This is a genomic window from Streptomyces misionensis, from assembly GCF_007896895.1.
Classification (GTDB): domain Bacteria; phylum Actinomycetota; class Actinomycetes; order Streptomycetales; family Streptomycetaceae; genus Streptomyces; species Streptomyces misionensis_A.
The window spans coordinates 59,625-82,540 of the sequence record NZ_VOGW01000102.1 but is presented as its reverse complement, the minus strand read 5'-3'; the positions used below and the strand labels follow the sequence as shown (position 1 = coordinate 82,540).

The following is a 22,916-nucleotide window of genomic DNA, read 5'->3' as shown; positions in this document are numbered from 1 at the left end:
CCGGCGGGCCGAGATGTGGGGTACGGGCACGAATCCGCAGCGCCGTACGGCGCGGGCCGCGGCGAGCCGGGCGGCGTGGTCCTCGCCGGCCAGGAAGGTGACGTTGATCCGGGTGCCCTGGGGGATGCTGTCCCGCGCCTCCTCCAGCGCGGCCACGTCCTTGCCGGTCATCTCCAGCGAGAAGTCGTCCAGGAGGGCGGTGCCCACCGCGGCGGGGACGGTGACGGCGGGGTCCATCGTGCTCCTTGCGGCTCGGTGCGCTGCGGCGTCTGCGGGCCGGGGGTCCCGGCCCCGGCCGATGATGCCACGCGCCCCCGGGCGCGCCGCGCACGGCCCCGGCGGTGCCGCCACGTCACGGCTGGACACGGTGTGATCAACGGCCCCGTCACGGTGGGGGAGGCGAGGACGGGGCCGGGCCGGTCAGCGGTGGGAGGGAACCGACGTGGGGGGCTGCTGGGCCGGCTGTCCGGCCTGGGCCAGCCCCAGCTGAGCGCTGAGCAGATGGGCGTCGAGCAGGCCCACGTCGGAGGTGCGGGCGGCCCGCGCGTAACCGGTCAGCATGCGCTTGGTGAGGACGAGCGCCTCGGGCGAGCGCCGCAGCAGCGGCCTGATCCAGGCGTCGACCGCCGCGTCCAGGGCGTCGCGGGAGGCGACCTTGTGCAGCAGGCCGATCCGCCGGGCGGCGGCCGCGTCGAAGTTCTCACCGGTGAGCATGAGTTCGCGGATGCGGGAGGCACCGGCCTCGGCGATGAGCCGGCCCATGGCGCCGCCCCACGCGGGAGGCAGGCCGAGGGCGACCTCGGGCATGCGGAACCGGCAGTCCTCGGCGCCCGCGCGCAGGTCGCAGTAGGCGGCGAGGGCGAGCCCCGCGCCGATCACCCTGCCGTGCAGCCGGGCAACGGTGACCGCGTGCGTGGTCTCCAGGGCCGCGCACACGCGGTGCGCCTTGTCGTTCATGCGGCGCAGGGCGGTGCCGGTGGGGTCGTGCGCCAGCGCCGACTGGAACTCGCTGCGCTCGGCGCCCAGGTTGAAGTCCGCGCCCGCCCCGGTCAGCAGCAGGACCCGGATGTCCGGCCGGTCGTGGAGGCCGTCGAGGACGGTGAGGAGGTCGTCGAGGGCGGCGGCCGTGAGGGTGTTGTCGTTCGGTGTGGCGCCGAGCCGCACGCGCAGCACGGGGCCGTCGAGGTCCGCCTGGATCGCCGTGCAGGCGAAAGGGCGGTGGGGGTCGGTCGCTCGGACCGCCGCGGTTATGTCGGTCGTATCGGTCATGCGAGGGTGACGTCCAGGTTCAGCAGGCGCCGGAAGGCCACGCGCGGGGCCCAGGTCGGCCGGCGGACGAGGGTGAGCCGGGGGAAGCGCGTGACCAGCTGGTTGAGGAGGGTCGTGGCTTCGAGGCGGGCCAGGGGCGCGCCGAGGCAGTAGTGGATGCCGCCGCTGAAGGCCAGGTGGCCCGGCTTGCGGTGCATGTTGAACAGTTCCGGGTCCTCGTGCTTGGCCGGGTCGCGGTGGGCCGCCCCGATCAGCAGGTGGACCATCTCGTCCTTGCGGATCTCCACGCCGCCCAGTTCGCAGTCGCGCGAGGCGACGCGGCTGATCACATGGGTGGGCGGGTCGTAGCGCAGCGTCTCCTCGACGGCGGCGGGCACCAGGTCGGGCTGGATGGTGAGCCGGTCCCACTGCCTGCTGTGCTCCAGGAGCAGCAGGGTGGTGGTGGACAGCAGGGTGGTGGTGGTCTCCAGGGCGGCCAGCAGGACGAACAGGGAGAGGAAGTAGACGGCCTCGTCGGCCTTGTCGCGGTCGCTCTCCATGCCGTCCCACACCGATATCCAGCGCGAGACGGGGTCGTCGCCGGGACGGGCGCGGCGTTCGCGGACCAGACCGGTGAAGTAGGTGCGCAGCTCGGCGGTGGCCGCGTCGGACAGCGCCAACTGGCTGGCGGAGGGCAGCAGTTCCTGGGTGAACACCTGGTCGTGGGTCAGCTCGCGCAGCCGGGGGTGGTCGGCGGTGGGCAGTCCGAGCCAGTGTCCGATGACGGCGACCGGCAGTTCCTCCGCGACCAGGGCGTTGAAATCGGCCTCGCCGTCGTGCAGCCGCTCGGCCAGGTTGTCGAGCAGCCTGGTGGTGAACCGCTCCGTTATCCCGCGCATGGCGTCGAGCGAACCGCGGTCGAACATGCCGGCCGAGCGGCGCACCCAGGTGTGCTCCGGCGGGTTGAGCGCGGGCAGCGTCCGGCTCATCTCCCGGGAGGACGGCGCCGTCCAGCGGGTGCCGTCGCCCTGCTGCTCACGCCAGCGGGCGTCCGGCTCCAGCCACTCCCGGCTGCGGACGACCTGGTCGCAGACGTCGAAACCGGTCACGAGGTAGCCGCCCCAGGGTGCGGGTGCGACCGCACCCCGGGAGCGGAGTTCCGCGTAGACCGGAAACGGGTTGGACTGGCCCTTGGCCGTGCGCAGCCGGGAGAAGAGCGATACGGCGAAGCGTCTGTCGGCGGGCGGCGTGGTGAGTGTCTCCACAATGACCCTTTCTTGATCTAGACATCAGCCCGCATGCATACCCTCCGCTTCCTACGCACATACAAGGTGACTATGCACGGAGCGAGTTGCCTTGGTCACTCGCCCCTGGTCCAGGCCAGGAAGCGGCTGAACAGGCCCGCCTTGGGCTTCGGCGCACCGTTCACCGGGGGCCGGGGCGCGGTCGCGACCGGGGAAGCGGAGGACGCCACCGGGGATTCCGCCTTCTGAGCCGCCGTCGGCACCACGATGCGCGGGGTGAAGCGCACCGGCAGCGCCACCAGGGAGCGGCTCCAGGGGGCCGGGATCCAGCTCAGGTCCTTGAAGGGCATCCGGACCTCGATGTCCGGCAGCCGGTTGAGCAGGGACTCCACGGCGGTCACCGCGATCACGAACGCCGGGTCCTTGGCGGGACAGGCGTGCGGGCCCGCACCGAAGGCCAAGTGGGCCTTGGCGCTGAGCTGTTCGCGGTGCTCGGCGAGGCGCGGGTCGGTGTTGGCCGCCGCGAAGGAGATCAGCACCGGGTCGTTGGCCTTGATCACCCGGTTGCCCAACTCCACGTCGTGCGTGGGGTAGTGGGCCGCGTAGTTGGCGATCGGCGCGTAGTTCCACAGCACCTGGGTGACGGCGTCCTCGACCGGCAGCCCCGTCTGCCACTCCTCGCCGAGGATCAGCGCGCTGGCGGTGCCGATCGTGGCGGACAGCGGCGTGGTGCCTCCGGAGAGCAGGGTGACGAGCTGGTGCAGCACCTCCTCGTCGGTCAGCTGTGCCGAGTGCTGCATCAGCCGCGTGGTCAGGTCCTCGCCGGGGTTGCGCCGCTTCTGGGCGATCAGCTCGCTGAGCGCCTCGGCCAGCAGTTGGTCGGCGCCGTTGGTGCCGGAGAAGATGCCGGTGATGCCGGCGATGACCCGGTCGCCGATCTCCGGCGGGCAGCCGAAGAGTTCACTGAAGACCAGCAGCGGCAGCGGCTGGGCGTACTCGGCCATCAGCTCGGCCTGGCCCATGCGTTCGGAGCTGAAGCGGCTGATCAGGTAGTCGGCCGAGGCCTGCGTCTGGCGCACCAGCTGGAGCTCGTTGACGCTGGCCAGGCTGTCCGTGACGGCCTGCCGCAGCCGGGCGTGCGCCGCGCCGTCGCTGAACAGCGCGTTGGGCCGGTACGCCAGCATCGGCAGCGCGGGGCTGTCCTCGGGCACGCGGCCCTCGTTCAGCGCGTTCCAGCGCCGTGAGTCGCGGACGAAGGAGGCGGGGTTCTGCAGGATGTAGAGCGCGGCGTCGTAACTGGTGACCAGCTCGACCTCCACGCCCGGCGCGATGTCCACCGGCGCGCTCGGGCCGAGGGACCGCAGATGGGCGTAGTGACCGTCGGGATCGGAGCCGAAATGGGGGCCGTAGAGCTGGACGTTTGCGTGTGCGGGGCAGCCGGGGGGCGGCTCTATGCCGGGTCGCTGCTGCATGAGCGGGGGGCTCCTAGTCGATGAGGGAGAGGAGGTGATGCACGAGGGTGATCAGCGCGTGCGCCGACGACTGCTGGTCGCGGACGTCGCAGGGGACGACGGGGGTGTCCGCGGGCAGGTTCAGGGCCTCGCGCACCTCTTCGAGCGGATAACCGGGGGTGCCGTCGAAGTGGTTGACGCCGATGGCATAGGTCAGGCCGAACCGCTCGACCAGGTCGAGGATGGGGAACGACTCGGACAGCCGCTCCGGGTCGACGAGGACGAGCGCGCCCAGGGCACCCCTGGACAGCTCCTCCCACATCTCCTTGAAGCGTTCCTGGCCGGGGGTGCCGAAGAGGTAGAGCACCACCTCGTCGTTGATGGTCAGACGGCCGAAGTCCATGGCGACCGTCGTGGTGGTCTTGTCGGGGGTGCCCGAGAGGTCGTCGAAGCCCTCGCTGGCCTCGGTGATCTCTTCTTCGGTCCGCAGCGGCTCGATCTCGGAGATGCTGGCGATACATGTGGTCTTGCCGACCCCGAAGTGCCCCACCACGAGCACTTTCACCGCCGTACGGACACCTGAGTCCAGGTACACGAATCACGCTCCGAATCGGGCTCTGAGGCCGTCGAGCACGGCGTTCAGTACTTCACGGTCGACACGTTCCGCGCGGGGCACCGGCTTCCGCGCGATGATCAGGCCGCTCTCCTCCATCTCGGCCAGCAGGATCCGGACGACCCCCAGCGGCAGATGGGTGTGGGCGGCCACCTCGGCCACGGACAGGAATCCGTCCATGACCAGGTCCAGAACCTGACGGGCCTCCGGGGTGAGCGTGCGCACCGTGGTGGCGGCGTGCTCGCTCGCGGACACCAGCGTCGTGTGCCCGTAGGCGTGTTCCGGGGGCAGGGACCGCCCGTTCGTGATCACGAAGAACGGGACTAATGCGGAGGTGAGTTCCAGGTCATCCTGCTCGTCGCTCACGTACGGCTCGCCTCCCCGCGCGGGGCCAGATATGCGCCGAGGCGGGGCACGACCTGGTGCAGCCGGGTCGTGAAGTCCTCGATGTCGGCGTCGTGCTGGGCCGCGGCGGCGAGGAAGGCGCCCCGGCCGGCCGAGATCAGGAAGATCCAGCCGTGCTGGAACTCGATGACCGTCTGCCGCCAGAGCGCGTCCGGCTGGACGCCGGCGAACTGGGCGGTGGCCCGGCTGTAGGCGTGGATGCCGGTCATCGCCGCGGAGATGGTGTCCGCGAGGTCCTGGCTCATGCCCGTGGTGGCGCCGCGGGGCAGGCCGTCGGCGCCCAGCAGCACCGCGTGCCGGGCCCCGTGCACCTGGCTGATCACCTCGTCCAGGTCGGCGATCCGGATCCCGGTGCCGGCCTCCTGGCCGGCCGGGGCGTTCCGGGCACGCGCCGCCCCGGCCTCCTCGGCGTGCACCCGGGGCGGCGAGGTGAGGTTGTTGCCGAGCCGGGCGACGAGCCGGTGCATGCGGAAGGAGATCTGCTGCATGTCGACGTCGGGCGCCGCGGCCGCCGCCAGATAGGCGCCCTGCCCGGCCCCGATCAGGAAGATCCAGCCGTGCGAGAACTCGATGATCGTCTGGTTCCACTGCCGGTCCGGGCCGTCCCCGGCGAAGTGGGCCGTGGCCCGGCTCAGCGACTGCATGCCCGCCATGGCGGCGGAGATGGTGCGCACGTCCTTCTGCGCCATGCCGTCGGTCGCCCCGCGGGGCAGGCCGTCCGCGGACAGCAGGACTGCGTGGCGTGCCTTGGGCACGTTGGCCACGATGTCCTCAAGCATCCACGACAGGTCTGTGATCATGTGTCATCGGACCCTTCGGACGGTGCCGCGGAGAGGTTGCGGCCCGAGAGCGTGCCGCGCTGGAAGGCGCCCAGGCTGCGGCCCGCCGCCCGGCCGGCGTCCTCCGCCGCCGGAGGAATGTGCGGGAGACCGACGGTGTCGTGGTCGGGCACGCTGGCGATGGGCACCTGGCGGGCGCCACGCCGGGGCAGGCCGTTTGCGGTGCGCGCCACGGGCTCGGGCCGGGCGGCGACGCCCGGCTCGGTAACGGGGGGCTGGATCTCTTCCACCGGTGCCGTCTCCTCCTCGGTCCACAGCTCCTCGGGCAGCAGCACGACCGCGCGCACGCCGCCGTACCGGGAGACACCGGTGACGTCGACCCGGAAGCCGTACTGCTGGGCGAGCAGGCCGATCACCGGGAAGCCGAACTTGGGCTGGTTGCCCAGCTGGGACAGCCGGGGACGGTACTGACCGGAGAGCAGGGCGGTGGCCTTCTGCCGCTCCTCGTCGTTCATGCCGACGCCCGCGTCGTCGATGACGATGCACAGGTTCTTCTGCACCCGCTGGAACGTCACCTCGATCGGCGAGCCCTGCTGGGAGAAGCTGGCAGCGTTGTCAAGCAGCTCCGCCACGGCGAGGGCGACGGGCGAGACCGCCGACGCCTTCAGCGCGAAACCGGTCTGCTGCATGATCTCCACGCGCCGGAAGTTGCGGATCTGCCCCTGGGCGCTGCGCACCACGTCGTAGACGCTCGCGGCACGGCTGCGGCGGCCCAGCGGCGCGCCGCACATCACGGCGATGCCCTGCGCCTTGCGTGCCATCTGCGCGTTGGCGTGACCGACTTCGAGCAGGTCACCGAGGACGGAGTGACCGCCGTACTTGCGCTGGATGTCCTCCAGCAGGGCCAGCTGCTCGGCCGCGAGGCTCTGCAGGAAGCGCGCGGAGCCCTTGAGTACGGCCTTGGTGCTGTCCTCCGCCGCCTCCTCGGCTTCCTGGATGGTCTTGGCGTGATCGGTCCGGTGCTGGTGGAGCTCTGCTCGTAAGGCGGCGAGTCGGCCGTCGGCCTCACTGAGCCTCTGGGTGAGGGCGGCCTCGGACCTGTCCTTGTTCGCCGCTATGGCCTTGGCGCGACGACTGAGAACCAGGGCCGCGGCGACGCCGAGCGCCGCCACGACGACCAGGCACCAGACAAGTGCGTCTCGAATCATGGAAACCTTTCCTGGCGGTTAGCCTGCGGCCGTTGGCGGAAGTGCACCGCACACACCGATGGGACGACCGGTCGCGAACGGCTCGGGGCAGGCCAGGGGGCGACCGGACCGAAACCGTTTTCTGCGGTGCCTGAGCCGAGGGGACCAAGGTCACAGACGCGGGGATGCTATCACCCGCTTAGCGGAACCTTTGCCACCGCGAGGTGTGCCAACAACCCTGCTCACCGCACGGGTTGCGCCGGTTACGCGCCGCTCGTCCAGCAATTCCGGATACCGGTCCGGGAGTTGTCCCGCGGCGGGCGGCGGGGTCCCCGACGGGGCCGTGCGGCAGCGGAACTGACGGTCAGACACGTGGGCGCGCCGCGCGGCGGAGGCCGGAAAGGGGGGCGGGTCTCAGGACCGGTTCAGGACCGGGGCCAGGGCCGGCCGGTGATGCGCTCCACGCTCGTGTTGAAGCGCTGGAGGTAGCGGGCGAAGGTCTCCACGTCCTCGGCCGACCAGTCCTCGAAGACCCGGTCCAGGTCCTTGACGTGGGTGTCGCGCTCCTCGCGCAGCCGCCGCTCGCCGTCCTCGGTCAGCCGGAACTTGCGGGCCATGCCGCCCTCGGGGTCGGGGATCCGCTCCAGGAGCCCGGCCCGCATCGCGTGCGCGGTCTGCCGGTTCACGGTGGAGGCGTCGAGCTGGAAGGCGTCGCTGAGCTGCCCGATCGACATGGGCCCCTGCACCTCGATGCGGCTGAGCATGATGTACGCGCTCCGCTCCAGCCGGCCTTCTTGGTGCCGGCGGGTGGTACTGCTCAGCTGATGCCGCCCGAGGACCATGTGCTCGAACTCGACCAGGTGCGACGGCTTCCCCATGTACGTGCCTCCTTCTGGACCGACCGTATCTCAGGCCCCTCGGCGCATGCGTCCGCAGAGATGTGGTCGATACATAGAGTATGTACGATGCACATCCTGACCGCACACACCGAGGAGTCCCCCATGAATCCCCCGCAGCCGAGCAGCCGGTCGGGCGGCATCGTCGCCGTCCTGGCGCTCGCCGGAACCGTCGCCGCGATCATGCAGACACTGGTGACCCCGCTGATCGCCGAACTTCCACAGATTCTGCACACCTCGTCGTCGAACGCCGCCTGGGTGATCACGGTCACCCTGCTCGTCGGCGGCGTCTGCGTTCCGGTGTCCGGGCGGCTCGGCGACCTCGTGGGCAAGCGGCGCATGATGCTGATCTGCGTGGTTCCGCTGGTCGCCGGCTCGGCGGTGTGCGCCCTGTCCACGTCCGTCGTGCCGATGATCGTCGGACGCGGTCTTCAGGGCATGGGCATGGGCATGATCCCGCTGGGCATCGCGCTGCTGCGGGACGTCGTCCCCGCCGAGAAGCTCAGCGGCTCCATCGCCCTGGTCAGCGCCTCCATGGGCATCGGCGGCGCGATCGGCCTGCCGATCGCCGCCGCCGTGGCGCAGTACGCCGACTGGCAGGAGCTGTTCTGGGGCTCCGCCGTCCTCGCGCTGGTCATCGGTGTGCTGATCTTCGTCGTGGTGCCGGACGTCCCCGCCGCCGCCCGGGGCCAGCGCTTCGACGTCCTCGGCGCGATCGGTCTGGCGATCGGCCTGGTCGCGCTGCTGCTGGCGATCTCCAAGGGTGCCGACTGGGGCTGGGCCTCGGGCACCACGCTCGGCCTGTTCGCCGTGGCCGTCATCGCCCTGCTGGTCTGGGGCTTCTGGGAGCTGCGCACCCGCGACCCGCTGATCGACCTGCGCACCACGGCCCGCCCGCGGGTGCTGATCACCAACGCCGCGTCGATCCTCGTCGGTGTCGGCATGTACTCGTTCATGCTGATCGCGCCGCAGCTGCTGCAGTTCCCCAAGGCCACCGGCTTCGGCCTCGGTCAGTCGATGCTCGCGGCGGGCCTGTGGATCGCGCCCGGCGGCATCATGATGATGCTCATCTCCCCGCTCGGCGGAATGCTGATCAACTCCCGCGGCCCGAAGCTCACGCTGCTGTCCGGCGCCCTGGTGATCGCGGTCGGCTACGCGCTCGCGCTGCCGCTCATGGGTACGGCCGCGGGCATCATGGTCGCCGGCATCGTCATCAACAGCGGTGTCGCGCTCGCCTACGGCGCCATGCCGGCGCTCATCATGAGCTCGGTGCCGCTCTCCGAGACCGCGGCCGCCAACGGCTTCAACAGCCTGATGCGCTCGCTCGGCACCACCATCGGCTCCGCCGTGATCGGCGTCGTCCTCGCCCACATGACCATCGACCTGGGCGGCCACACCATCGCCTCGAAGGACGGCTTCCGCACCGGTTTGCTGATCGGCTGCGGTGTCGCGCTGATCTCCGCGGCCGTCGCCGCGTTCATCCCGTCGCCGCGCGCGGCGGGCGGCGAGGAGGCCGCGGAGCGGCCGGCGGCCGGCGCCGACCAGGCTCCGGCGCGCGGCTGACCGGACACCCGGGGGCGGCCGGTCTCACCCCGCTCCTTCCGGCCCGAGGCACCGGACGAACGCCTCGTACGCCCGGTCGTCGAAGAGGGCGAACCGCACCTCTTCGACGGCGGTCGGCGTGATCCGCACCGTCTCCACCGCGATCCGCGCCGCGTCGTCCATCGGCCACCGGTACACGCCGGTGGAGATCGCCGGGAACACGACCGTCCGGGCGCCCAGCTCGTCGGCCACCCGCAGCGACTCCCGGTAGCAGGAGGCGAGCGGCGCGGGATCGCTGTCCGGGCCCTCGTACACCGGGCCGACGGTGTGGATCACCCACCGCGCGTCGAGGTTCCCGGCCGTGGTGGCCACGGCCCGGCCGGTGGGCAGTCCCCGGCCGTAGCGGGAGGCGCGCAGCGCCCGGCACTCCGCGAGGATCGCGGGGCCGCCGCGGCGGTGGACGGCGCCGTCGACCCCTCCCCCGCCCAGCAGCGAGGAGTTCGCCGCGTTGACGATCGCGTCGGCGCGCTGCCGGGTGATGTCGCCCCGCACGAGAACGATGGCGGTCATGTCTGCCGCAGCCTCCGCCAGACGGCCCGGGCCGCGTTGTGCCCGGACATGCCGTGCACCCCGGGCCCCGGCGGGGTGGCGGACGAGCAGATGAAGACGGCCGGGTGGGGGGTGTGGTACGGGAACAGGGTCGGCCGGGGCCGCAGCAGCAGCTGGAGCCCGGAGGCCGCGCCGCAGGCGATGTCACCGCCGACGTAGTTGGCGTTGTGGGCGGCCAGCTCGGCGGGCCCGGCGACGGCGCGGGCGAGCACACGGTCGCGGAACCCGGGGGCGAACCGCTCCAGCTGGCGCTCCATGGCGTCGGTGAGATCCCCCGACCAGCCGTTGGGCACATGGCCGTACGCCCAGAAGACCTGCTTGCCCGCGGGGGCGCGGGTGGGGTCCACCACGCTCGGCTGCACCGTGATCATGAAGGGCCGCTCGGGGGCGCGGCCCTCGCGGGAGGCGGCCCGCAGGGCGGTGCCGATCTCGGCCTGGCTCGCGCCGATCTGCACGGTGCCGGCCACGCGGGCCTCGGGCGCGGTCCAGGGCACCGGGCCGTCCAGCGCGTAGTCGATCTTGAAGACGCCGGGGCCGTAGCGGTAGCGGTCGTAGTAGCCGCCGAAGCCGGCGATGCGGGCGAGGGCGGCGGGCGAGGTGTCGAAGACGTAGGCGCGGGCGGGCGGCAGGTCGTCCAGCCGCTTGACCTCGTAGTCGGTGTGCACCGCGCCGCCGAGGTCCGTGAGGTGGGCGGTGAGGGCGTCGGAGATCGCCTGGGAGCCGCCGCGGGCCACCGGCCAGCCGTGGGCGTGCGCGGCCAGCGCGAAGACCAGGCCGATGGCGCCGGTGGCGAACCCGTCCAGGGGGGCCATCACATGGGCGACCAGGCCGGCGAACAGGGCCTTGACCCGCTCGTCCTTGAACCGGCGCATCAGCCAGGTGGACGGCGGCAGCCCGGCGAGGCCGAAGCGGGCCAGGGTGAGGGGGTCGCGGGGCAGCGCGGTCGACGGCAGCGACATGAAGTCCCGCACCAGCGTGTCCCAGCGGGCGACCAGCGGCTCGACCAGTCTGCGGTACGACCCGGCGTCGCGCGGCCCGAAGGAGGCGGCGGTCTTGCCGACCGAGCGGGCCAGCACGGCGGCGGTGCCGTCCGGGAAGGGGTGGGCCATGGGCAGCTCGGGGTGCAGCCACCGGAGGCCGTAGCGGTCGAGGGGCAGGGCGCGGAAGGCGGGCGAGCTGATGCCGAGCGGATGGGCGGCCGAGCACGGGTCGTGCCGGAAGCCCGGGAGGGTCAGCTCCGCGGTGCGGGCGCCGCCGCCCACGGTGGACCGCGCCTCGAACAGGGCCACGGTGAAGCCCCGGCGGGCCAGCTCCACGGCAGCGGTCAGCCCGTTCGGCCCCGCCCCCACCACGACCGCATCGAGCATCGCCGGCACCTTCGGACCCCTTCGTCAGCCGATGGCCACTCGGGATCAGGATATGCCGGACGGCGGGGGGCGGTGGGGGCGAGCGCGTTTTGTGCGGGTGGAACGCGGTCAAGGGCGGGACGGGGCCGGACGCCGGGTCGCGGGGTTCAGACCGCCACCGTGCTCAGCAGCTCCGTGAGGCGGTGGGCCGTGGCCGTGTCGCGGGCGGCGGTGAAGGGCAGGGCGTTGCCGCCACCGATGCGGAACGGCTCGCCGGAGCGGGTGAGGTGGGTGCCGCCCGCCTCCTCGACCAGGAGCAGTCCGGCCGCGTGGTCCCAGGCCGCCTCCCAGGAGAACGCCACGGCGTCCAACTCGCCCCGGGCGACGGCCAGATACTCCAGGCCCGCCGAACCGCACGGCCGCGGGGCGACGCCGTCCGTCCACAGCGGACGCAGCGCCCGCTTCTGCGCCTCGGTGGTGTAGTCGGGGTGGGACGTGGCGACGACCAGGTCCCGGCCGGCCGCCGGGGCGCCCGCGGACAGCCGCTCGCCGTCCAGGAAGGCGCCCCGCCCGCGCACCGCGGTGGCGAGTCGGCCGCGCGCCGCGGCGTACGTCCAGGAGGCCAGCACGACCCCGCGGTGGGCGAGCGCGACCAGGGTGCAGAACCCGTCGTCGCCGTGCACGAACTGGCGGGTGCCGTCGACCGGGTCGACGATCCAGACCGGGAGGTCACCCCGTATCGCCTCGTATGTCGCCGGGTTCGCGTGCACCGCCTCCTCGCCCACCACGACCGACCCGGGCAGCAGCGCGCCGAGCGCCTCGGTGAGCCGCTTCTCGGCCAGCCGGTCGGCGTCGGTCACCAGGTCGTGGGGGCCGCTCTTCTGGTCCACGTCGGCCGCCGTGAGGCAGCGGAAGCGGGGCAGGATCTCGGCGGCGGCCGCCGCGCGGATCGCGTCTTCCACGTCGGCCGCGCGGCGGGTGAGAAACTCGTCGATGGTTTCCGTCTCTTCGTTCATGTCCCCTATGGGACCACGTCCCACTGACAATCCCCGCCCGTCCGGTGCACCCCGGGTGGAATCGGGATGAAGAACACGTGCCCCGCCGCGCGTCCCCGGTCAGCGTCCCACCGCGTACCCCTGCATGCCGCGCGGGTTGGCCGCCGCCGACAGCACGCCGGTCTCCGGGTCGCGGGCGACCGCGCACAGCCGGCCCTCGGACCAGGGGGGCCCGAGCGTGATGTCGTGGCCGCGGCGGCGCAGTTCGGCGACGACCTCGGCGGGCATCCGGGACTCCACGGTCACGGCGCCGGGTTGGTGGCCGCGCGGGTAGAAGGAGCTGGGGAAACCGTCGTTGTGCCAGTTCGGGGCGTCGATGGCGCCCTGGAGGTCGAGGCCGCCGCGGACGGGGGCGCGCAGCGCGACGGCGAGGAAGAAGTGCGGCTGCCACTGGTCCTGCTGGTCGCCGCCGGGCGTGCCGAACGCCATCACCGGCACGCCGTCGCGCAGCGCGAGGGACGGGGTGAGGGTCGTACGGGGGCGGCGGCCGGGGGTGAGGGTGTTGGGCAGGCCCTCCTCCAGCCAGGCCATCTGGAGCCGGGTGCCGAGCGGGAAACCCAGTTCGGGCACGACGGGGTTGGACTGGAGCCAGCCGCCGCTCGGCGTGGCCGCGATCATGTTGCCCCAGCGGTCGACGACGTCGAGGTGGCAGGTGTCGCCGCGGGTGGCGCCGTCGGCACCGATCGCGATGTCGCCGGGGGTGGTGCCGGAGCGGCCGGCCGCGGTGCCGCCCGGGGTGGCGCCGTCGCCGCCCGCCCGGGGTCCGGCGGGGATCTCCGCGACGGTCGGCTCCCCCGCCCCCATCGGGTCGACGCCCCTGGCGCCGCCCGCTACCGGCGCGTGCGCCCACGCGGGCAGCCGCGGGGCACGCCCGCCGGGGCTGCCGGGGCGGAGCGCGTACGACGCCTCGGCCCCGATCAGGCCCCGTCGCCCGGCGTTGTAGGCGTCCGACAGCAACTCGGCGACGGGCACCTCGGCGGCGTCGCCGTACCAGGCCTCCCGGTCGGCCATGGCGAGTTTGCAGCCCTCGATGAGCTGGTGCACGTAGTCGGCGGAGCCGTACGCGGGCAACTCGCGCGGGAGCAGGGCGAGTTGCTGGAGGAGGACCGGGCCCTGGCTCCAGGGGCCGGCCTTGCAGACGGTCCAGCCGCGCCAGTCGTAGGTCACCGGGTCCTCGTACGACGCCGACCAGCCGGCCAGGTCGTCCTCGGTGAGCGTGCCGGTGTGCCGTTCGCCGCTGGTGTCCAGGGTGGGCCGCCGGGACTGCCGTACCAGCGCCTCGGCGATGAAGCCCGAGCGCCACACCGCGCGCGCGGCGTCGATGCGTGCCTCCCGGTCGCCGGCCCGCGCGGTCTCGGCGAGCAGCCGGCGCCAGGTGGCGGCGAGGGCGGGGTTGCGCAGCCGCTCACCGGGGCGGGGGGCGCGCCCGCCGGGCAGGTACACGGCGGCGGACGAGGTCCACTCGGTCTCGAAGAGCGCCCGCACCTTCTCGACGGCCGCGCCGACGTTGCCGACCGGCGGGTGCCCGTGTTCGGCGTAGCCGATCGCGTACTTCAGGACGTCGTCGAGGGACTTGGTGCCGTGGTCGCGCAGGAGCAGCAGCCAGGCGTCGAAGGCTCCGGGCACGGCGGCGGCGAGGGGGCCGGTGCCGGGGACGAGGTCGAGCCCGAGGTCCCGGTACCGCGCGGCGGTGGCGCCCGCCGGGGCCACCCCCTGCCCGCACAGCACCCGCACCCGTCCCCCGGCCGGCGCCAGCAGGATCGGCACCTCGCCCGCGGGCCCGTTCAGGTGCGGCTCCACCACATGGAGCACGAAGGCCCCGGCCACGGCGGCGTCGAACGCGTTCCCGCCGTCCTCCAGCACGGCCATCGCCGACTGGGAGGCCAGCCAGTGCGTGGAGGACACCATGCCGAAGGTGCCCTGAAGGGTGGGACGGGTGGTGAACATGCTTCCCCTCACGGTCCGGACCCTGGGGCGACACCGCTTCGGCGCCCACGATAGATCCTCGCGGGCGCCCCGGGGAGGCCGCCCGCGCCACCCGCCGGGTCGCTCGGGCCTGGGCCCGACGTGGTGACGGCCACCGGAAGTGACCGGCCGTCAGGCCGATGACGACGCCGACGAGAGTGCCGCGGAGCCGTCCGCCCACGAGACCGGCCGCGGGCACGCCGGCCATGTCCAGCAATCCCGGCCCGCCGCGCTCCTCCGCCGACCTCCCCCGACCTCCGCGGACGGAACAGCAGAACGACCCTAGGGCACGTCGGCTTCGTCGAAGAACGCGAGCATCCGGGTCAGCACGCGTACGCACGCGTCCACGTCGGCACCGGTGAGGTTGCCACTCACCTGCCGCAGGGCCGCGTGTTCGCGGGTGTGCACCGCGGTGATGGCCGCCAGGCCGTCGGCGGTCAGCCGGATCAGCGAGGAACGCTGATGGGCGGGGTTGGGGATGGCCTCGACCAGGTGCCGCGCGGCGGCATCGTTGACCATGCGCTGCACGAACTGCCGGCTGAGCGTCTGGGCCCGGCCCAGCTGAGGGACGGTCATGGGTCCGTGGCGGCGCAGCAGATCCAGGACGGCGCGCACGCCGACGGACAGCCCCTCGATCGGCTCGGCCTGTTCCACCTTGCGGTACACCCGCCGGTACAGCGGCCCCACCAGGGCGAACACCTCCGTCAGTCGATCGGCGAGCTCGTCGGGCGGCAGTGGGGTGCCGGTGCCTGTGTCGGTGCCTGTCATTCCCCAAGAATGACACTTCGGTTGCCAACTTTCGGCGATGATGACACCTTGGTTGTCATGTCTGCTGTCGCCGACCACTCCGAAACGTTCTCGTTCCCGACCTCCGACGGCTCCCTCTCCTATCGCGACGCGGGCGAGGGGCGGCCGCTGGTACTGCTCCACGCCGGGTTCTTCGATCACCGCATGTGGGAGGACCAGATCAGGGCGTTCGCCCCGCGCCACCGGGTCATCGCACCGGACGCCCGCGGACACGGCGCCTCCTCGAACGCGACCCGGCCGTTCCGTCCGGCCGACGACCTGGCCGCGCTGCTGCGCCACCTCGATGTCGGACCGGCGGTGCTCGTCGGGGTCTCGATGGGCGGGGGCACCGCGGTCGACACCGCACTGGAGCATCCGGAACTGGTGCGCGCCGTGGTCGTCAGCGGCGTGGGGACCAGCGAGCCGTACTTCGAGGACCCCTGGAGCCTGGAGGTCCTCGGAGAGCAGAGCAGTGCGCTGGCAGCCGGCGACATCGAGGGCTGGCTGATCGGGCACGTGCGGTTCGCGGCCGGCCCGCACCGCCCGCTCGGGGACGTCGACCCGGACATCGCGAACCGCCTGCGCGCGATGGCGCTGCGGACGATCTCCAAACACACGGCCGGCGAACCGGACCATCGCCTGCCGGTTCCGCGGACCTGGCGTCGCGCGGCGTCCATCGGCGTTCCCGTCCTGGCGATCAACGGTGCCCTCGACGTCAGCGACCACACGGCGATGGCCGAACGCCTCATCCGCGCGGTACCCGACGGCCGTGCGGTGTCCGTGGAGAACACGGCGCACTTCCCCAACATGGAGCGGCCGACCGAGTTCAACGCCCTCCTGGCCGAGTTCCTCGACACTCTGCCGGACCGGGGCCCGCGCGGGAGCGGATGACCGTGTCCGCTCGCCGCGGGCAGGCATTAAGGTGAAATCCGAACGATGCGGGCTTCCATCCGAAGGTCGGAGCAACGGGCTCCGGGACGCCGCACGCTGGGAGGAATCGAAGCCGTGCATGGCGAGTACAAGGTGCCCGGCGGCAAGCTCGTCGTCGTGGACGTGGAGACGGACGGCGGCGTGCTGCGCGACGTCCGGGTGGCGGGCGACTTCTTCCTGGAGCCGGACGAGGCGCTGGACGCCGTGAACGGCGCTCTGGAGGGCGCCCCGGCGGCCACGGACGCGGCGGGGCTGGCCGCGCGGATCGAGGCGGCGCTGCCCGCGGGCACGGTGATGTTCGGGCTGACGGCGGAGGGCGTCGCCATCGCGGTGCGCCGGGCCCTGGCGCACGCCACGGACTGGACCGACTACGACTGGCAGCTGGTCCACGAGGGCCCGCAGCCCCCGGCCCTGCACATGGCGCTGGACGAGGTGCTGACCGCCGAGGTGGCCGCGGGCCGGCGCCCGCCGACCCTGCGGGTGTGGGAGTGGGGCGCACCCGCGGTGATCATCGGCAGCTTCCAGTCGCTGCGCAACGAGGTGGACCCCGGCGGCGCCGCCCGGCACGGCATCGAGGTGGTGCGGCGGATCTCCGGCGGCGGCGCGATGTTCGTGGAGCCCGGCAACACCATCACCTACTCGCTGTCGGTGCCCGAGTCCCTGGTGCACGGCCTGTCCTTCCAGGACAGCTACGCCTATCTGGACGACTGGGTGCTCGCCGCGCTCGGCGACATGGGCATCCGGGCCTGGTACCAGCCGCTGAACGACATCGCGACGGACCAGGGCAAGATCGCGGGCGCGGCGCAGAAGCGGGTCGTCGGCCCCGGTGGCGGGCCGGGCGCGGTGCTGCACCACGTGACCATGTCGTACGACATCGACGCGGACAAGATGACCGAGGTGCTGCGCATCGGCCGGGAGAAGCTCTCCGACAAGGGGACGAAGAGCGCGAAGAAGCGGGTCGATCCGCTGCGCCGGCAGACCGGACTGCCGCGCGAGGCCGTCATCGACCGCATGATCGACTCCTTCCGCGCACGCTACGGTCTTGCCCCGGGCAAGATCACGGACGAGGAACTGGCGCGGGCCCGGGAGCTGGTGCGGACGAAGTTCGCCACCGAGGAGTGGACCGCCCGGGTGCCGTAGATCCCGCCTCCCGCGGGTGCGGTTCAGGGACGGGTCAAGGCATGCCCATGCCCTGATCAAGCACGTGTATGGGTTCCGTGCACGTAGGGGGTACCGGCACCGACATAGCCGGATTTGCCCCGCCGCCCGCTGGCTACCGTGGTCGGGCCTGAATCGGCCATGCACGACCACGGGGAAGAGGTGACGGCGGTGGCGGCGCCGATACGTTCACGCCTGCTCGATTTCGTGGGGACGGAACCGGCACCACCGGGAGCCGGCCTCTCGCAGCAGGCGCCCGAGCCGCGCCGCTCACGGCTGCTGGACCTCGCCGAGAGCGCCCCCGCGCCACGTCCGGTCACGGACGACCGGCCGGGCCCCAAGCCGGGCGTGCCGCCGTACCGGACCCCGGTGTGCGTGCCGGCGCATCCGCGCTCCGTCCTCGGGACGGGCACCCGGGGCCGCGCCGCACGTGTCCCGTTCGTCATGGTCGAGCTCTTCGCGCATCCGTCGTACGGCACGGTCGCCTTCGCCTTCACCACGCCGGCGAAGCTGGCCGCGGCACTCGGTGAGGCACAGCCGTGGGTGGCCAGTTCGCTCGGCCCGCTGGCCGAGGGCATGGACGAGCGGGGCGTCACCGTCCTCCTCGATCCGCGGCTCGCACCGGGAGAGACCAACTGGCGGCCCGAGGACCTGGCCGCCTTCGCGCAGGAGGTGCGCCGATGACGGCCGACTTCAAGGTCGTCTACGACGACCTGACCGCACTGGCCAAGGCCTTCCACGACCAGGCGGGCGACTACCGCAAACTCGCCCCGGACGTGTCCCCGGCCATCGTCAGCGGCGGCGACCCGGCGCTGGACGCCGCGATCAAGGAGGTCGCGAACCTCATCATCGCCCTGCACACCGGGCTCGCCGACCACCTGGACGACCGCGGTGACAAGGCCGCGTACGCGCGCGACTCCTTCCACCGGCACGACGTGGACGTGCACGGTGTCTTCGAGGACCTGACGGAGGGTCTGGACTGATGGGCGACAGCTGGGTCGGCGGTGACATCGGTGGCCTGCACACGATGGCGACCACCTACAAGAACGCCAAGGACAAACTCGACGGCGTGGTGAAGGTGCTGAGCAAGGCCGTCGACAAGCTGGCGGACGACGCCGGCTGGAAGGGCGAGGCGGCGGAGACCTTCCGCGGCAAGTGGTCCGAGGACGAGTTCACGGCCGGCGCCTTCGCCGAGCTGGTGTCCGAGGTGGGCGGCATCCTGGGCGACCTCGCCGACGCGTTGACGACCTGCGAGACGTCGCTGCAGAACGCGGAGCACGTCGCCGCCGGCAAGGGCGTGGCGACGGACCCCAAGGGCGCGCCGGTGCCGATCATGACGGCGAACCCGCCGAGCGCGGACGACCAGAAGGCCGTCTCGGCGATGAACGAGTACGCCAAGGTGCGCGACGGCATCCTGCACACCGCCCAGCACGCGCGTCTGGACGCGGCGCAGAAGCTGTCGGACCTGTACGACAAGGTGACGGCCAAGGACAGTTCGGTGTCCACCGGGGACAAGACCACCATCGCGGACTATCTGCGCGGCCTGTACGCGTACGACGCCGAGGACGCCCGGGCCGGCGGCGCGCAGGCGCGCGAGAAGCTCGACGACGCGAAGCAGGCGGCGCAGGACGCCAAGAAGGAACTGCGGGCGGAGCGCAAGGCGTACCAGAAGGCGGGCAAGGCGCTGCCCAAGGACCTGCCCGCCAAGGGCGCGTACGCGGACGCGCTCACCAAGGTGGACGACCTCGAGAACGCGATCGCGCGCGCCGAGAACGGCAGCACCAAGCTGCCCTACGACCGTGCGCTCAACGTGAAGGTGGCCGACGCGGCGGAGCTGCTGCGCGCGGGCAAGAGCCTGGAGGCGGTGCCGGACTTCCTGAAGGAGATCCCGGTGCTGGACGTCGCCGCGGCCGGTGCGTGCGGTGTGCTGGAGGCGTCCGACGACCACGACAAGGGGTGGTCGTGGCAGAAGTCGATCGCCGTGGACGGCGGCGCCAACGTCGGCGGTCTGGTGGCGGGCACGGCCATCACCGCGGGTGTGGTGGCCGCCGTGCCCTTCGAGGTGCCCACGGCCGTGGTGGCCGGGGTCGGCGGCGTCGTGGTCATCGGCGCGACCGGCATCATCGACCATTCCTTCCACGAGCACTGGAGCGAGGACATCCACGACCACGGTGTGGTCGGTGGTGTGTGGACGGGGACGAAACACGTCACCTCGGAGACGTACGACGACGGGAAGCGACTGGTGAAGGATGTCTGGCATGGCGTCAAAAGCATCTTCTGAGGCCCCCGCCCCCGGCTTCTCCGTGCCCGTGCCCGCCCTGCCGAAGCTCGGCCGGACGTGGTACACACGCGGCGCGCTGTACTGGCTGTGCCGGATCCGCACGGCGGTCTTCTTCCTGCTCGTCATCGCCATGCTCGGCTTCTTCTCGCTGAGCCTGTACTCGGGATTCCGCGACATCCTGCCGTCCACCGCGCGGGCCGTGTGGGACGGGGTGCAGGTGGTGGCGTCCTGTGTGACGTTCGTATGGGGCTGGGTGACCCAGCGCCGCGGCCACCGCGAGGCGCTGCTCGATCCCCCCTCCCCCGGGGAGACCTACCGGGCCAAACGGGACCACAGCAGGCGGGCCCCGGGCCTGGTCGCCCTGGGCCGCGGGCTCGTCATCCTCGCCGCGCCCGTCATGCCGGCCTTCGCCGCGTACGTCGCCGGCTGGTTGATCTCCTGGGTCGCCGTCCGCGAGTACCCCAGTGAGGTCGGCGCCCGCCGCTGGATGGAAGAGCACCACGCCGCACCATGAGAACGCGCACGACCGCAGTGGAGGTCCCGTCCCTGCCGGGACTGGGCACCACCTGGTACGAACGCGGCCCGCGCTACTGGCTGCGCCGGACCGTCAACGCCCTCTTCCTGCTCGCCGTCCTGGCCCTGTGCGGCTACGTGGCGCTGATGCTGTACTCCGGCGCTCCGCGCACCTCCATGCCGCCCCGTGTGCGCCGGGTCTGGGACGCCGTGCAGATCGCCGCTTCCTGCGCGACCCTCGTCCGGGGATGGGTCGGCCGGCGCCGGAAACTGCGCCGACAGCTGGTGGACCCACCGGCACCCGACGCGTTCCGTGCGACCAAGCGCGCGGAGCGAAGCCGCGCTGTGTACTGGTCCCGGGCCGGTCTCGTTCCGTTGCTGCTGGCGGCGCCGGTCCTGCCCCCGATCGTCGCATGGTGCGTCGGCTGGTCGGCCGCCGTCCTCACCGTCCGCGAATACCCCGGCGAAGTCGGCGCCCGTCGCCGGCTGGAGACACGAACCGGGCGGAGCGGCACGTGGTGATGGGTGCCGGGTGACCGGCCGAGCACGCAGCGAGTTACCGCTTCCGCTCACAGGCCGTCATGTGAGACTGTCGTCCCCCGTCCATCATGCGGACCTCTTCCGCACCCCTCCCCCGAGATGTGCGCCGTGCGTTCTCTGCCTCTGCCGCTCACCCTCACCGCGCGTCTGACCCCGGTCGTGGTCCTCGCCTGCGCCGGGTGGGCGCTGTCCTCAAGTCCGGCCGCGCCGTCCACCACCGCGGGGCACCCGGCGGATCCGCAGGCGTCCGCGCGCTCGTCCGCGCCCGCGCCCTCGGCCGACGCGCAGGCCAAGGCGTACTCCACCTCCCCCGCCCCCTGCTCCGGCGTGCCCGCGTCGACGGTGAAGTCGCTGGTGCCCGGGGCGAAGACGGGCGGCAAGGAGATCCCCTCGACGGACCCCACGCTGCGCCGCACCTGTTCCTGGAACGCCCTGCACGGCTACGCCTACCGCTGGCTCGACGTGTCGTACGAGATCGGCGACTCGGTGCAGGAGGCCACCCGGCAGTACCGGCAGCAGATGGACAAGAAGAGCGGCGGCGGCACCGTGCCGGGGCTCGGGGACAGCGCGTACTCGGTCGTGAACCTCAGCACCGAGGACAAGCAGCAGACCCGCGAGGGCGTCGTGATGGTGCGCGTCTCCAACGCCCTGGTGGTGGTGACGTACAGCGGCAGCGACTTCGACACCAGGAAGGCGCCCGGGACGGACGAGATCAACACCGGGGCCATCAAGGCGGCGCGGGCCGCCGTGGCGGCGCTCGGGGGTAGGGCGTCCTAGCCCGCGCGGACCAGGACGCCCCCGGTGAGGTCAGGCCGCGGTGCGCCGTTTGCCGGCGGCCGGCAGGGACAGGGCCAGGTACAGCACCAGCGAGGTGCAAAGGCCCACCGCCCAGCCGTAGTCGGCGAGCGGGGCGAGGGCGGGGATCAGGCGGCCGTCGAACAGCGGCTTGAGGCCGGCGCCGCCGATCGCGAGGACACCGCCGGCGAGGAAGGCGACGACCGCCCGCCAGTTCCAGCCGCCCGTGTACCAGTACCGGCCGCCGGCGCGGTACAGGTCGGCGAGGTCCAGCCGGGTGCGGCGCAGGAACCAGTAGTCGGCGACGAGGATGCCGGCGACGGTGCCGAGCAGACCGCCGACCAGCCCGAGCCAGGTGAAGATGTAGCCCTGCGGGTCGGAGTACAGCTTCCAGGGGAAGATCAGCACCGCGAGGACCGCGGTGATCAGCGCACCGGTACGGAAACTCACCTTCCGCGGCGCCACGTTGGAGAAGTCGAAGGCCGGCGAGACCAGGTTGGCCGCGATGTTCACCGAGAGGGTCGCCACCAGGACGGTGACCAGGGCGTAGAGCAGGCCGACCGGGTTGTCGGTCTTCGCGGCCAGTTGCACCGGGTCCCACACCGGCTTGCCGTAGACCGCCTGGGAACCGGAGGTGACCAGGACGGAGAGGAAGGCGAAGAGGGTCATGGTGGTCGGCAGGCCGAGCGCCTGGCCCCAGGTCTGGGCGCGCTGGCTCCTGCCGTATCGGGTGAAGTCCGGGATGTTCAGCGACAGGGTGGACCAGAACCCGATCATGCCCATCAGGGACGGCCAGAACAGCTTCCAGAACGGTCCGCCCCAGCTCAGCCTGGAGGGCTGGTCGAACAGCGGGCCGACGCCGCCGGCCCTGCTCGCCATCCACCACAGCATCACGAACGCGCCGACCAGCACGAACGGCGCCGCCCAGTTCTCGAAGCGGCGGATGGTCTCCATCCCCCGGTGGATGATGGCCACTTGCAGCGCCCAGAAGATCGCGAACGACAGCCACATGGTCCAGGCGTAGCCGCCGACGCGCGCCGCGTCCGACCAGCCGTCGCCGATCAGTTTCCCGGCGAGGAAGTAGATGGCCTCGCCGCCGATCCACGTCTGGATGCCGAACCAGCCGCACGCCACCAACGCCCGCACTACGGCGGGCAGGTTGGCGCCGCGCACCCCGAAGGAGGCGCGGGCGAAGACCGGGAAGGGGATGCCGTACCTGGGTCCCGCGTGCCCGGTCAGCAGCATCGGGACCAGCACGACCAGATTGGCGACGGCGATGGTGAACACCGCCTGCTTCCAGTCCATGCCGACGGCGATCAGACCGGAGGCCAGGGTCCAGGAGGCCGTGTTGTGGGCCATGCCGACCCACAGCGCCGTGAAGTTGTACGTCGTCCAGGTGCGCCCGCCGACCGGGACCGGCAGCAGGTCCTCGTTGGCGTAGCGGCCGCTGGGCTGCGGTGCGCCGGGGGCGATCTCCACCCGGCCGTCGGGAAGGGTGACTTGGGCCGTCGGTGGTATGCCGGCGGGAGCGGTGTCGGTCATGGGCGGGCCCCAATCGGAGAACGAGGCGGGT

Annotated in this window: 23 protein-coding genes and 1 pseudogene; 9 read left to right on the top strand and 15 right to left on the bottom strand. The window is 72.4% G+C overall.

The window, feature by feature from the left end; all coding sequences use genetic code 11:
• From FRZ03_RS18085 to FRZ03_RS18045, 9 genes and pseudogenes are all read right to left on the bottom strand, one after another.
• Positions 1-237 (bottom strand): annotated as a pseudogene (locus FRZ03_RS18085) (methylenetetrahydrofolate reductase); the annotation flags it as partial.
• A 183-nt stretch (positions 238-420) separates the two neighbouring features.
• The gene (locus tag FRZ03_RS18080; protein ID WP_146466195.1) at positions 421-1,269 is read right to left on the bottom strand and encodes an enoyl-CoA hydratase/isomerase family protein; all 849 of its coding nucleotides are present in this window, start codon (positions 1,267-1,269) and stop codon (positions 421-423) included.
• Positions 1,266-2,513, bottom strand: coding sequence for a cytochrome P450 (locus FRZ03_RS18075; protein WP_146466194.1), 1,248 nt, complete (start codon positions 2,511-2,513; stop codon positions 1,266-1,268). The genes FRZ03_RS18080 and FRZ03_RS18075 overlap by 4 nt, the downstream gene beginning before the upstream one ends.
• A 95-nt stretch (positions 2,514-2,608) precedes the next feature.
• Positions 2,609-3,964 (bottom strand): cytochrome P450 family protein, encoded by a 1,356-nt coding sequence (locus FRZ03_RS18070; protein WP_146466193.1) that lies wholly within the window; start codon positions 3,962-3,964, stop codon positions 2,609-2,611.
• 13 nt (positions 3,965-3,977) lie between these two features.
• On the bottom strand, positions 3,978-4,538 hold the full coding sequence (locus tag FRZ03_RS18065; protein WP_146466192.1) for a GTP-binding protein: 561 nt from the start codon (positions 4,536-4,538) through the stop codon (positions 3,978-3,980).
• Positions 4,539-4,541: 3 nt separating this feature from the next.
• Positions 4,542-4,922, bottom strand: coding sequence for a DUF742 domain-containing protein (locus FRZ03_RS18060; RefSeq protein ID WP_146466191.1), 381 nt, complete (start codon positions 4,920-4,922; stop codon positions 4,542-4,544).
• Positions 4,919-5,761 carry a roadblock/LC7 domain-containing protein gene (locus FRZ03_RS18055; protein ID WP_261399233.1) on the bottom strand — a complete coding sequence of 281 codons (843 nt, stop codon included), beginning with the start codon at positions 5,759-5,761 and terminating at the stop codon, positions 4,919-4,921. Before FRZ03_RS18055 ends, FRZ03_RS18060 begins: the two co-directional genes overlap by 4 nt.
• Entirely contained in the window at positions 5,758-6,948 is a 1,191-nt protein-coding gene (locus tag FRZ03_RS18050; protein ID WP_146466190.1) for an ATP-binding protein, read from the bottom strand. The genes FRZ03_RS18055 and FRZ03_RS18050 overlap by 4 nt, the downstream gene beginning before the upstream one ends.
• 404 nt (positions 6,949-7,352) lie before the next feature.
• The gene (locus FRZ03_RS18045; protein ID WP_146466189.1) at positions 7,353-7,805 is read right to left on the bottom strand and encodes a MarR family winged helix-turn-helix transcriptional regulator; all 453 of its coding nucleotides are present in this window, start codon (positions 7,803-7,805) and stop codon (positions 7,353-7,355) included.
• A gap of 123 nt (positions 7,806-7,928) precedes the next feature.
• Between FRZ03_RS18045 and FRZ03_RS18040 the strand changes: the two genes are divergently transcribed.
• The gene (locus FRZ03_RS18040) at positions 7,929-9,386 is read left to right on the top strand and encodes an MFS transporter (RefSeq protein WP_146466202.1); all 1,458 of its coding nucleotides are present in this window, start codon (positions 7,929-7,931) and stop codon (positions 9,384-9,386) included.
• Between the two features lie 24 nt (positions 9,387-9,410).
• On the opposite strand, the gene FRZ03_RS18035 is transcribed toward FRZ03_RS18040, so the two are convergent.
• The 5 genes from FRZ03_RS18035 to FRZ03_RS18015 form a co-directional block, all read right to left on the bottom strand.
• On the bottom strand, positions 9,411-9,935 hold the full coding sequence (locus tag FRZ03_RS18035) for an O-acetyl-ADP-ribose deacetylase (RefSeq protein ID WP_146466188.1): 525 nt from the start codon (positions 9,933-9,935) through the stop codon (positions 9,411-9,413).
• Positions 9,932-11,350: a phytoene desaturase family protein gene (locus FRZ03_RS18030; protein ID WP_186785479.1), complete on the bottom strand. Its 1,419-nt coding sequence runs from the start codon at positions 11,348-11,350 to the stop codon at positions 9,932-9,934. Before FRZ03_RS18030 ends, FRZ03_RS18035 begins: the two co-directional genes overlap by 4 nt.
• Before the next feature lie 137 nt (positions 11,351-11,487).
• Positions 11,488-12,336 (bottom strand): inositol monophosphatase family protein, encoded by an 849-nt coding sequence (locus tag FRZ03_RS18025; RefSeq protein WP_146466186.1) that lies wholly within the window; start codon positions 12,334-12,336, stop codon positions 11,488-11,490.
• A 99-nt stretch (positions 12,337-12,435) separates the two neighbouring features.
• The gene (locus tag FRZ03_RS18020; protein WP_146466185.1) at positions 12,436-14,322 is read right to left on the bottom strand and encodes a gamma-glutamyltransferase family protein; all 1,887 of its coding nucleotides are present in this window, start codon (positions 14,320-14,322) and stop codon (positions 12,436-12,438) included.
• Positions 14,323-14,622: 300 nt separating this feature from the next.
• The gene (locus tag FRZ03_RS18015) at positions 14,623-15,108 is read right to left on the bottom strand and encodes a MarR family winged helix-turn-helix transcriptional regulator (protein ID WP_146466184.1); all 486 of its coding nucleotides are present in this window, start codon (positions 15,106-15,108) and stop codon (positions 14,623-14,625) included.
• 57 nt (positions 15,109-15,165) lie between these two features.
• On the opposite strand from FRZ03_RS18015, the gene FRZ03_RS18010 reads away from it, so the two are divergent.
• From FRZ03_RS18010 to FRZ03_RS17975, 8 genes are all read left to right on the top strand, one after another.
• Entirely contained in the window at positions 15,166-16,017 is an 852-nt protein-coding gene (locus FRZ03_RS18010; RefSeq protein WP_146466183.1) for an alpha/beta fold hydrolase, read from the top strand.
• A 114-nt stretch (positions 16,018-16,131) separates the two neighbouring features.
• Positions 16,132-17,196, top strand: a complete 1,065-nt coding sequence (locus FRZ03_RS18005) for a lipoate--protein ligase family protein (protein ID WP_146466182.1) — start codon at positions 16,132-16,134, stop codon at positions 17,194-17,196.
• 159 nt (positions 17,197-17,355) lie between these two features.
• A complete protein-coding gene (locus tag FRZ03_RS40375; RefSeq protein ID WP_261399230.1) occupies positions 17,356-17,898 on the top strand; it encodes an SAV_915 family protein in 543 nt (180 codons plus the stop codon).
• Positions 17,895-18,197, top strand: coding sequence for a DUF6317 family protein (locus tag FRZ03_RS17995; RefSeq protein ID WP_146466181.1), 303 nt, complete (start codon positions 17,895-17,897; stop codon positions 18,195-18,197). Before FRZ03_RS40375 ends, FRZ03_RS17995 begins: the two co-directional genes overlap by 4 nt.
• Positions 18,197-19,495, top strand: a complete 1,299-nt coding sequence (locus FRZ03_RS17990; RefSeq protein ID WP_146466180.1) for a WXG100 family type VII secretion target — start codon at positions 18,197-18,199, stop codon at positions 19,493-19,495. The genes FRZ03_RS17995 and FRZ03_RS17990 overlap by 1 nt, the downstream gene beginning before the upstream one ends.
• The gene (locus FRZ03_RS17985) at positions 19,473-20,009 is read left to right on the top strand and encodes a hypothetical protein (protein WP_146466179.1); all 537 of its coding nucleotides are present in this window, start codon (positions 19,473-19,475) and stop codon (positions 20,007-20,009) included. Before FRZ03_RS17990 ends, FRZ03_RS17985 begins: the two co-directional genes overlap by 23 nt.
• Positions 20,006-20,530 (top strand): hypothetical protein, encoded by a 525-nt coding sequence (locus tag FRZ03_RS17980; protein ID WP_261399228.1) that lies wholly within the window; start codon positions 20,006-20,008, stop codon positions 20,528-20,530. The genes FRZ03_RS17985 and FRZ03_RS17980 overlap by 4 nt, the downstream gene beginning before the upstream one ends.
• A 126-nt stretch (positions 20,531-20,656) precedes the next feature.
• Positions 20,657-21,325 carry a RodZ family helix-turn-helix domain-containing protein gene (locus FRZ03_RS17975; RefSeq protein ID WP_146466178.1) on the top strand — a complete coding sequence of 223 codons (669 nt, stop codon included), beginning with the start codon at positions 20,657-20,659 and terminating at the stop codon, positions 21,323-21,325.
• 30 nt (positions 21,326-21,355) lie between these two features.
• Here the strand turns inward: FRZ03_RS17975 and FRZ03_RS17970 are convergent, their stop codons facing one another.
• Positions 21,356-22,885 carry an NCS1 family nucleobase:cation symporter-1 gene (locus FRZ03_RS17970; RefSeq protein ID WP_146466177.1) on the bottom strand — a complete coding sequence of 510 codons (1,530 nt, stop codon included), beginning with the start codon at positions 22,883-22,885 and terminating at the stop codon, positions 21,356-21,358.
• Between the last annotated feature and the right edge of the window lie 31 nt (positions 22,886-22,916).

Coding starts and splice junctions, on each gene's coding strand:
- FRZ03_RS18080 (WP_146466195.1), bottom strand. CDS start 1,269: ATGACCGATACGACCGACATAACCGCGGCGGTCCGAGCGACCGACCCC.
- FRZ03_RS18070 (WP_146466193.1), bottom strand. CDS start 3,964: ATGCAGCAGCGACCCGGCATAGAGCCGCCCCCCGGCTGCCCCGCACAC.
- FRZ03_RS18055 (WP_261399233.1), bottom strand. CDS start 5,761: ATGATCACAGACCTGTCGTGGATGCTTGAGGACATCGTGGCCAACGTG.
- FRZ03_RS18050 (WP_146466190.1), bottom strand. CDS start 6,948: ATGATTCGAGACGCACTTGTCTGGTGCCTGGTCGTCGTGGCGGCGCTC.
- FRZ03_RS18045 (WP_146466189.1), bottom strand. CDS start 7,805: ATGGGGAAGCCGTCGCACCTGGTCGAGTTCGAGCACATGGTCCTCGGG.
- FRZ03_RS18040 (WP_146466202.1), top strand. CDS start 7,929: ATGAATCCCCCGCAGCCGAGCAGCCGGTCGGGCGGCATCGTCGCCGTC.
- FRZ03_RS18035 (WP_146466188.1), bottom strand. CDS start 9,935: ATGACCGCCATCGTTCTCGTGCGGGGCGACATCACCCGGCAGCGCGCC.
- FRZ03_RS18025 (WP_146466186.1), bottom strand. CDS start 12,336: ATGAACGAAGAGACGGAAACCATCGACGAGTTTCTCACCCGCCGCGCG.
- FRZ03_RS18020 (WP_146466185.1), bottom strand. CDS start 14,322: ATGTTCACCACCCGTCCCACCCTTCAGGGCACCTTCGGCATGGTGTCC.
- FRZ03_RS18015 (WP_146466184.1), bottom strand. CDS start 15,108: ATGACAGGCACCGACACAGGCACCGGCACCCCACTGCCGCCCGACGAG.
- FRZ03_RS18010 (WP_146466183.1), top strand. CDS start 15,166: ATGTCTGCTGTCGCCGACCACTCCGAAACGTTCTCGTTCCCGACCTCC.
- FRZ03_RS40375 (WP_261399230.1), top strand. CDS start 17,356: ATGCACGACCACGGGGAAGAGGTGACGGCGGTGGCGGCGCCGATACGT.
- FRZ03_RS17995 (WP_146466181.1), top strand. CDS start 17,895: ATGACGGCCGACTTCAAGGTCGTCTACGACGACCTGACCGCACTGGCC.
- FRZ03_RS17990 (WP_146466180.1), top strand. CDS start 18,197: ATGGGCGACAGCTGGGTCGGCGGTGACATCGGTGGCCTGCACACGATG.
- FRZ03_RS17985 (WP_146466179.1), top strand. CDS start 19,473: ATGGCGTCAAAAGCATCTTCTGAGGCCCCCGCCCCCGGCTTCTCCGTG.
- FRZ03_RS17980 (WP_261399228.1), top strand. CDS start 20,006: ATGAGAACGCGCACGACCGCAGTGGAGGTCCCGTCCCTGCCGGGACTG.
- FRZ03_RS17970 (WP_146466177.1), bottom strand. CDS start 22,885: ATGACCGACACCGCTCCCGCCGGCATACCACCGACGGCCCAAGTCACC.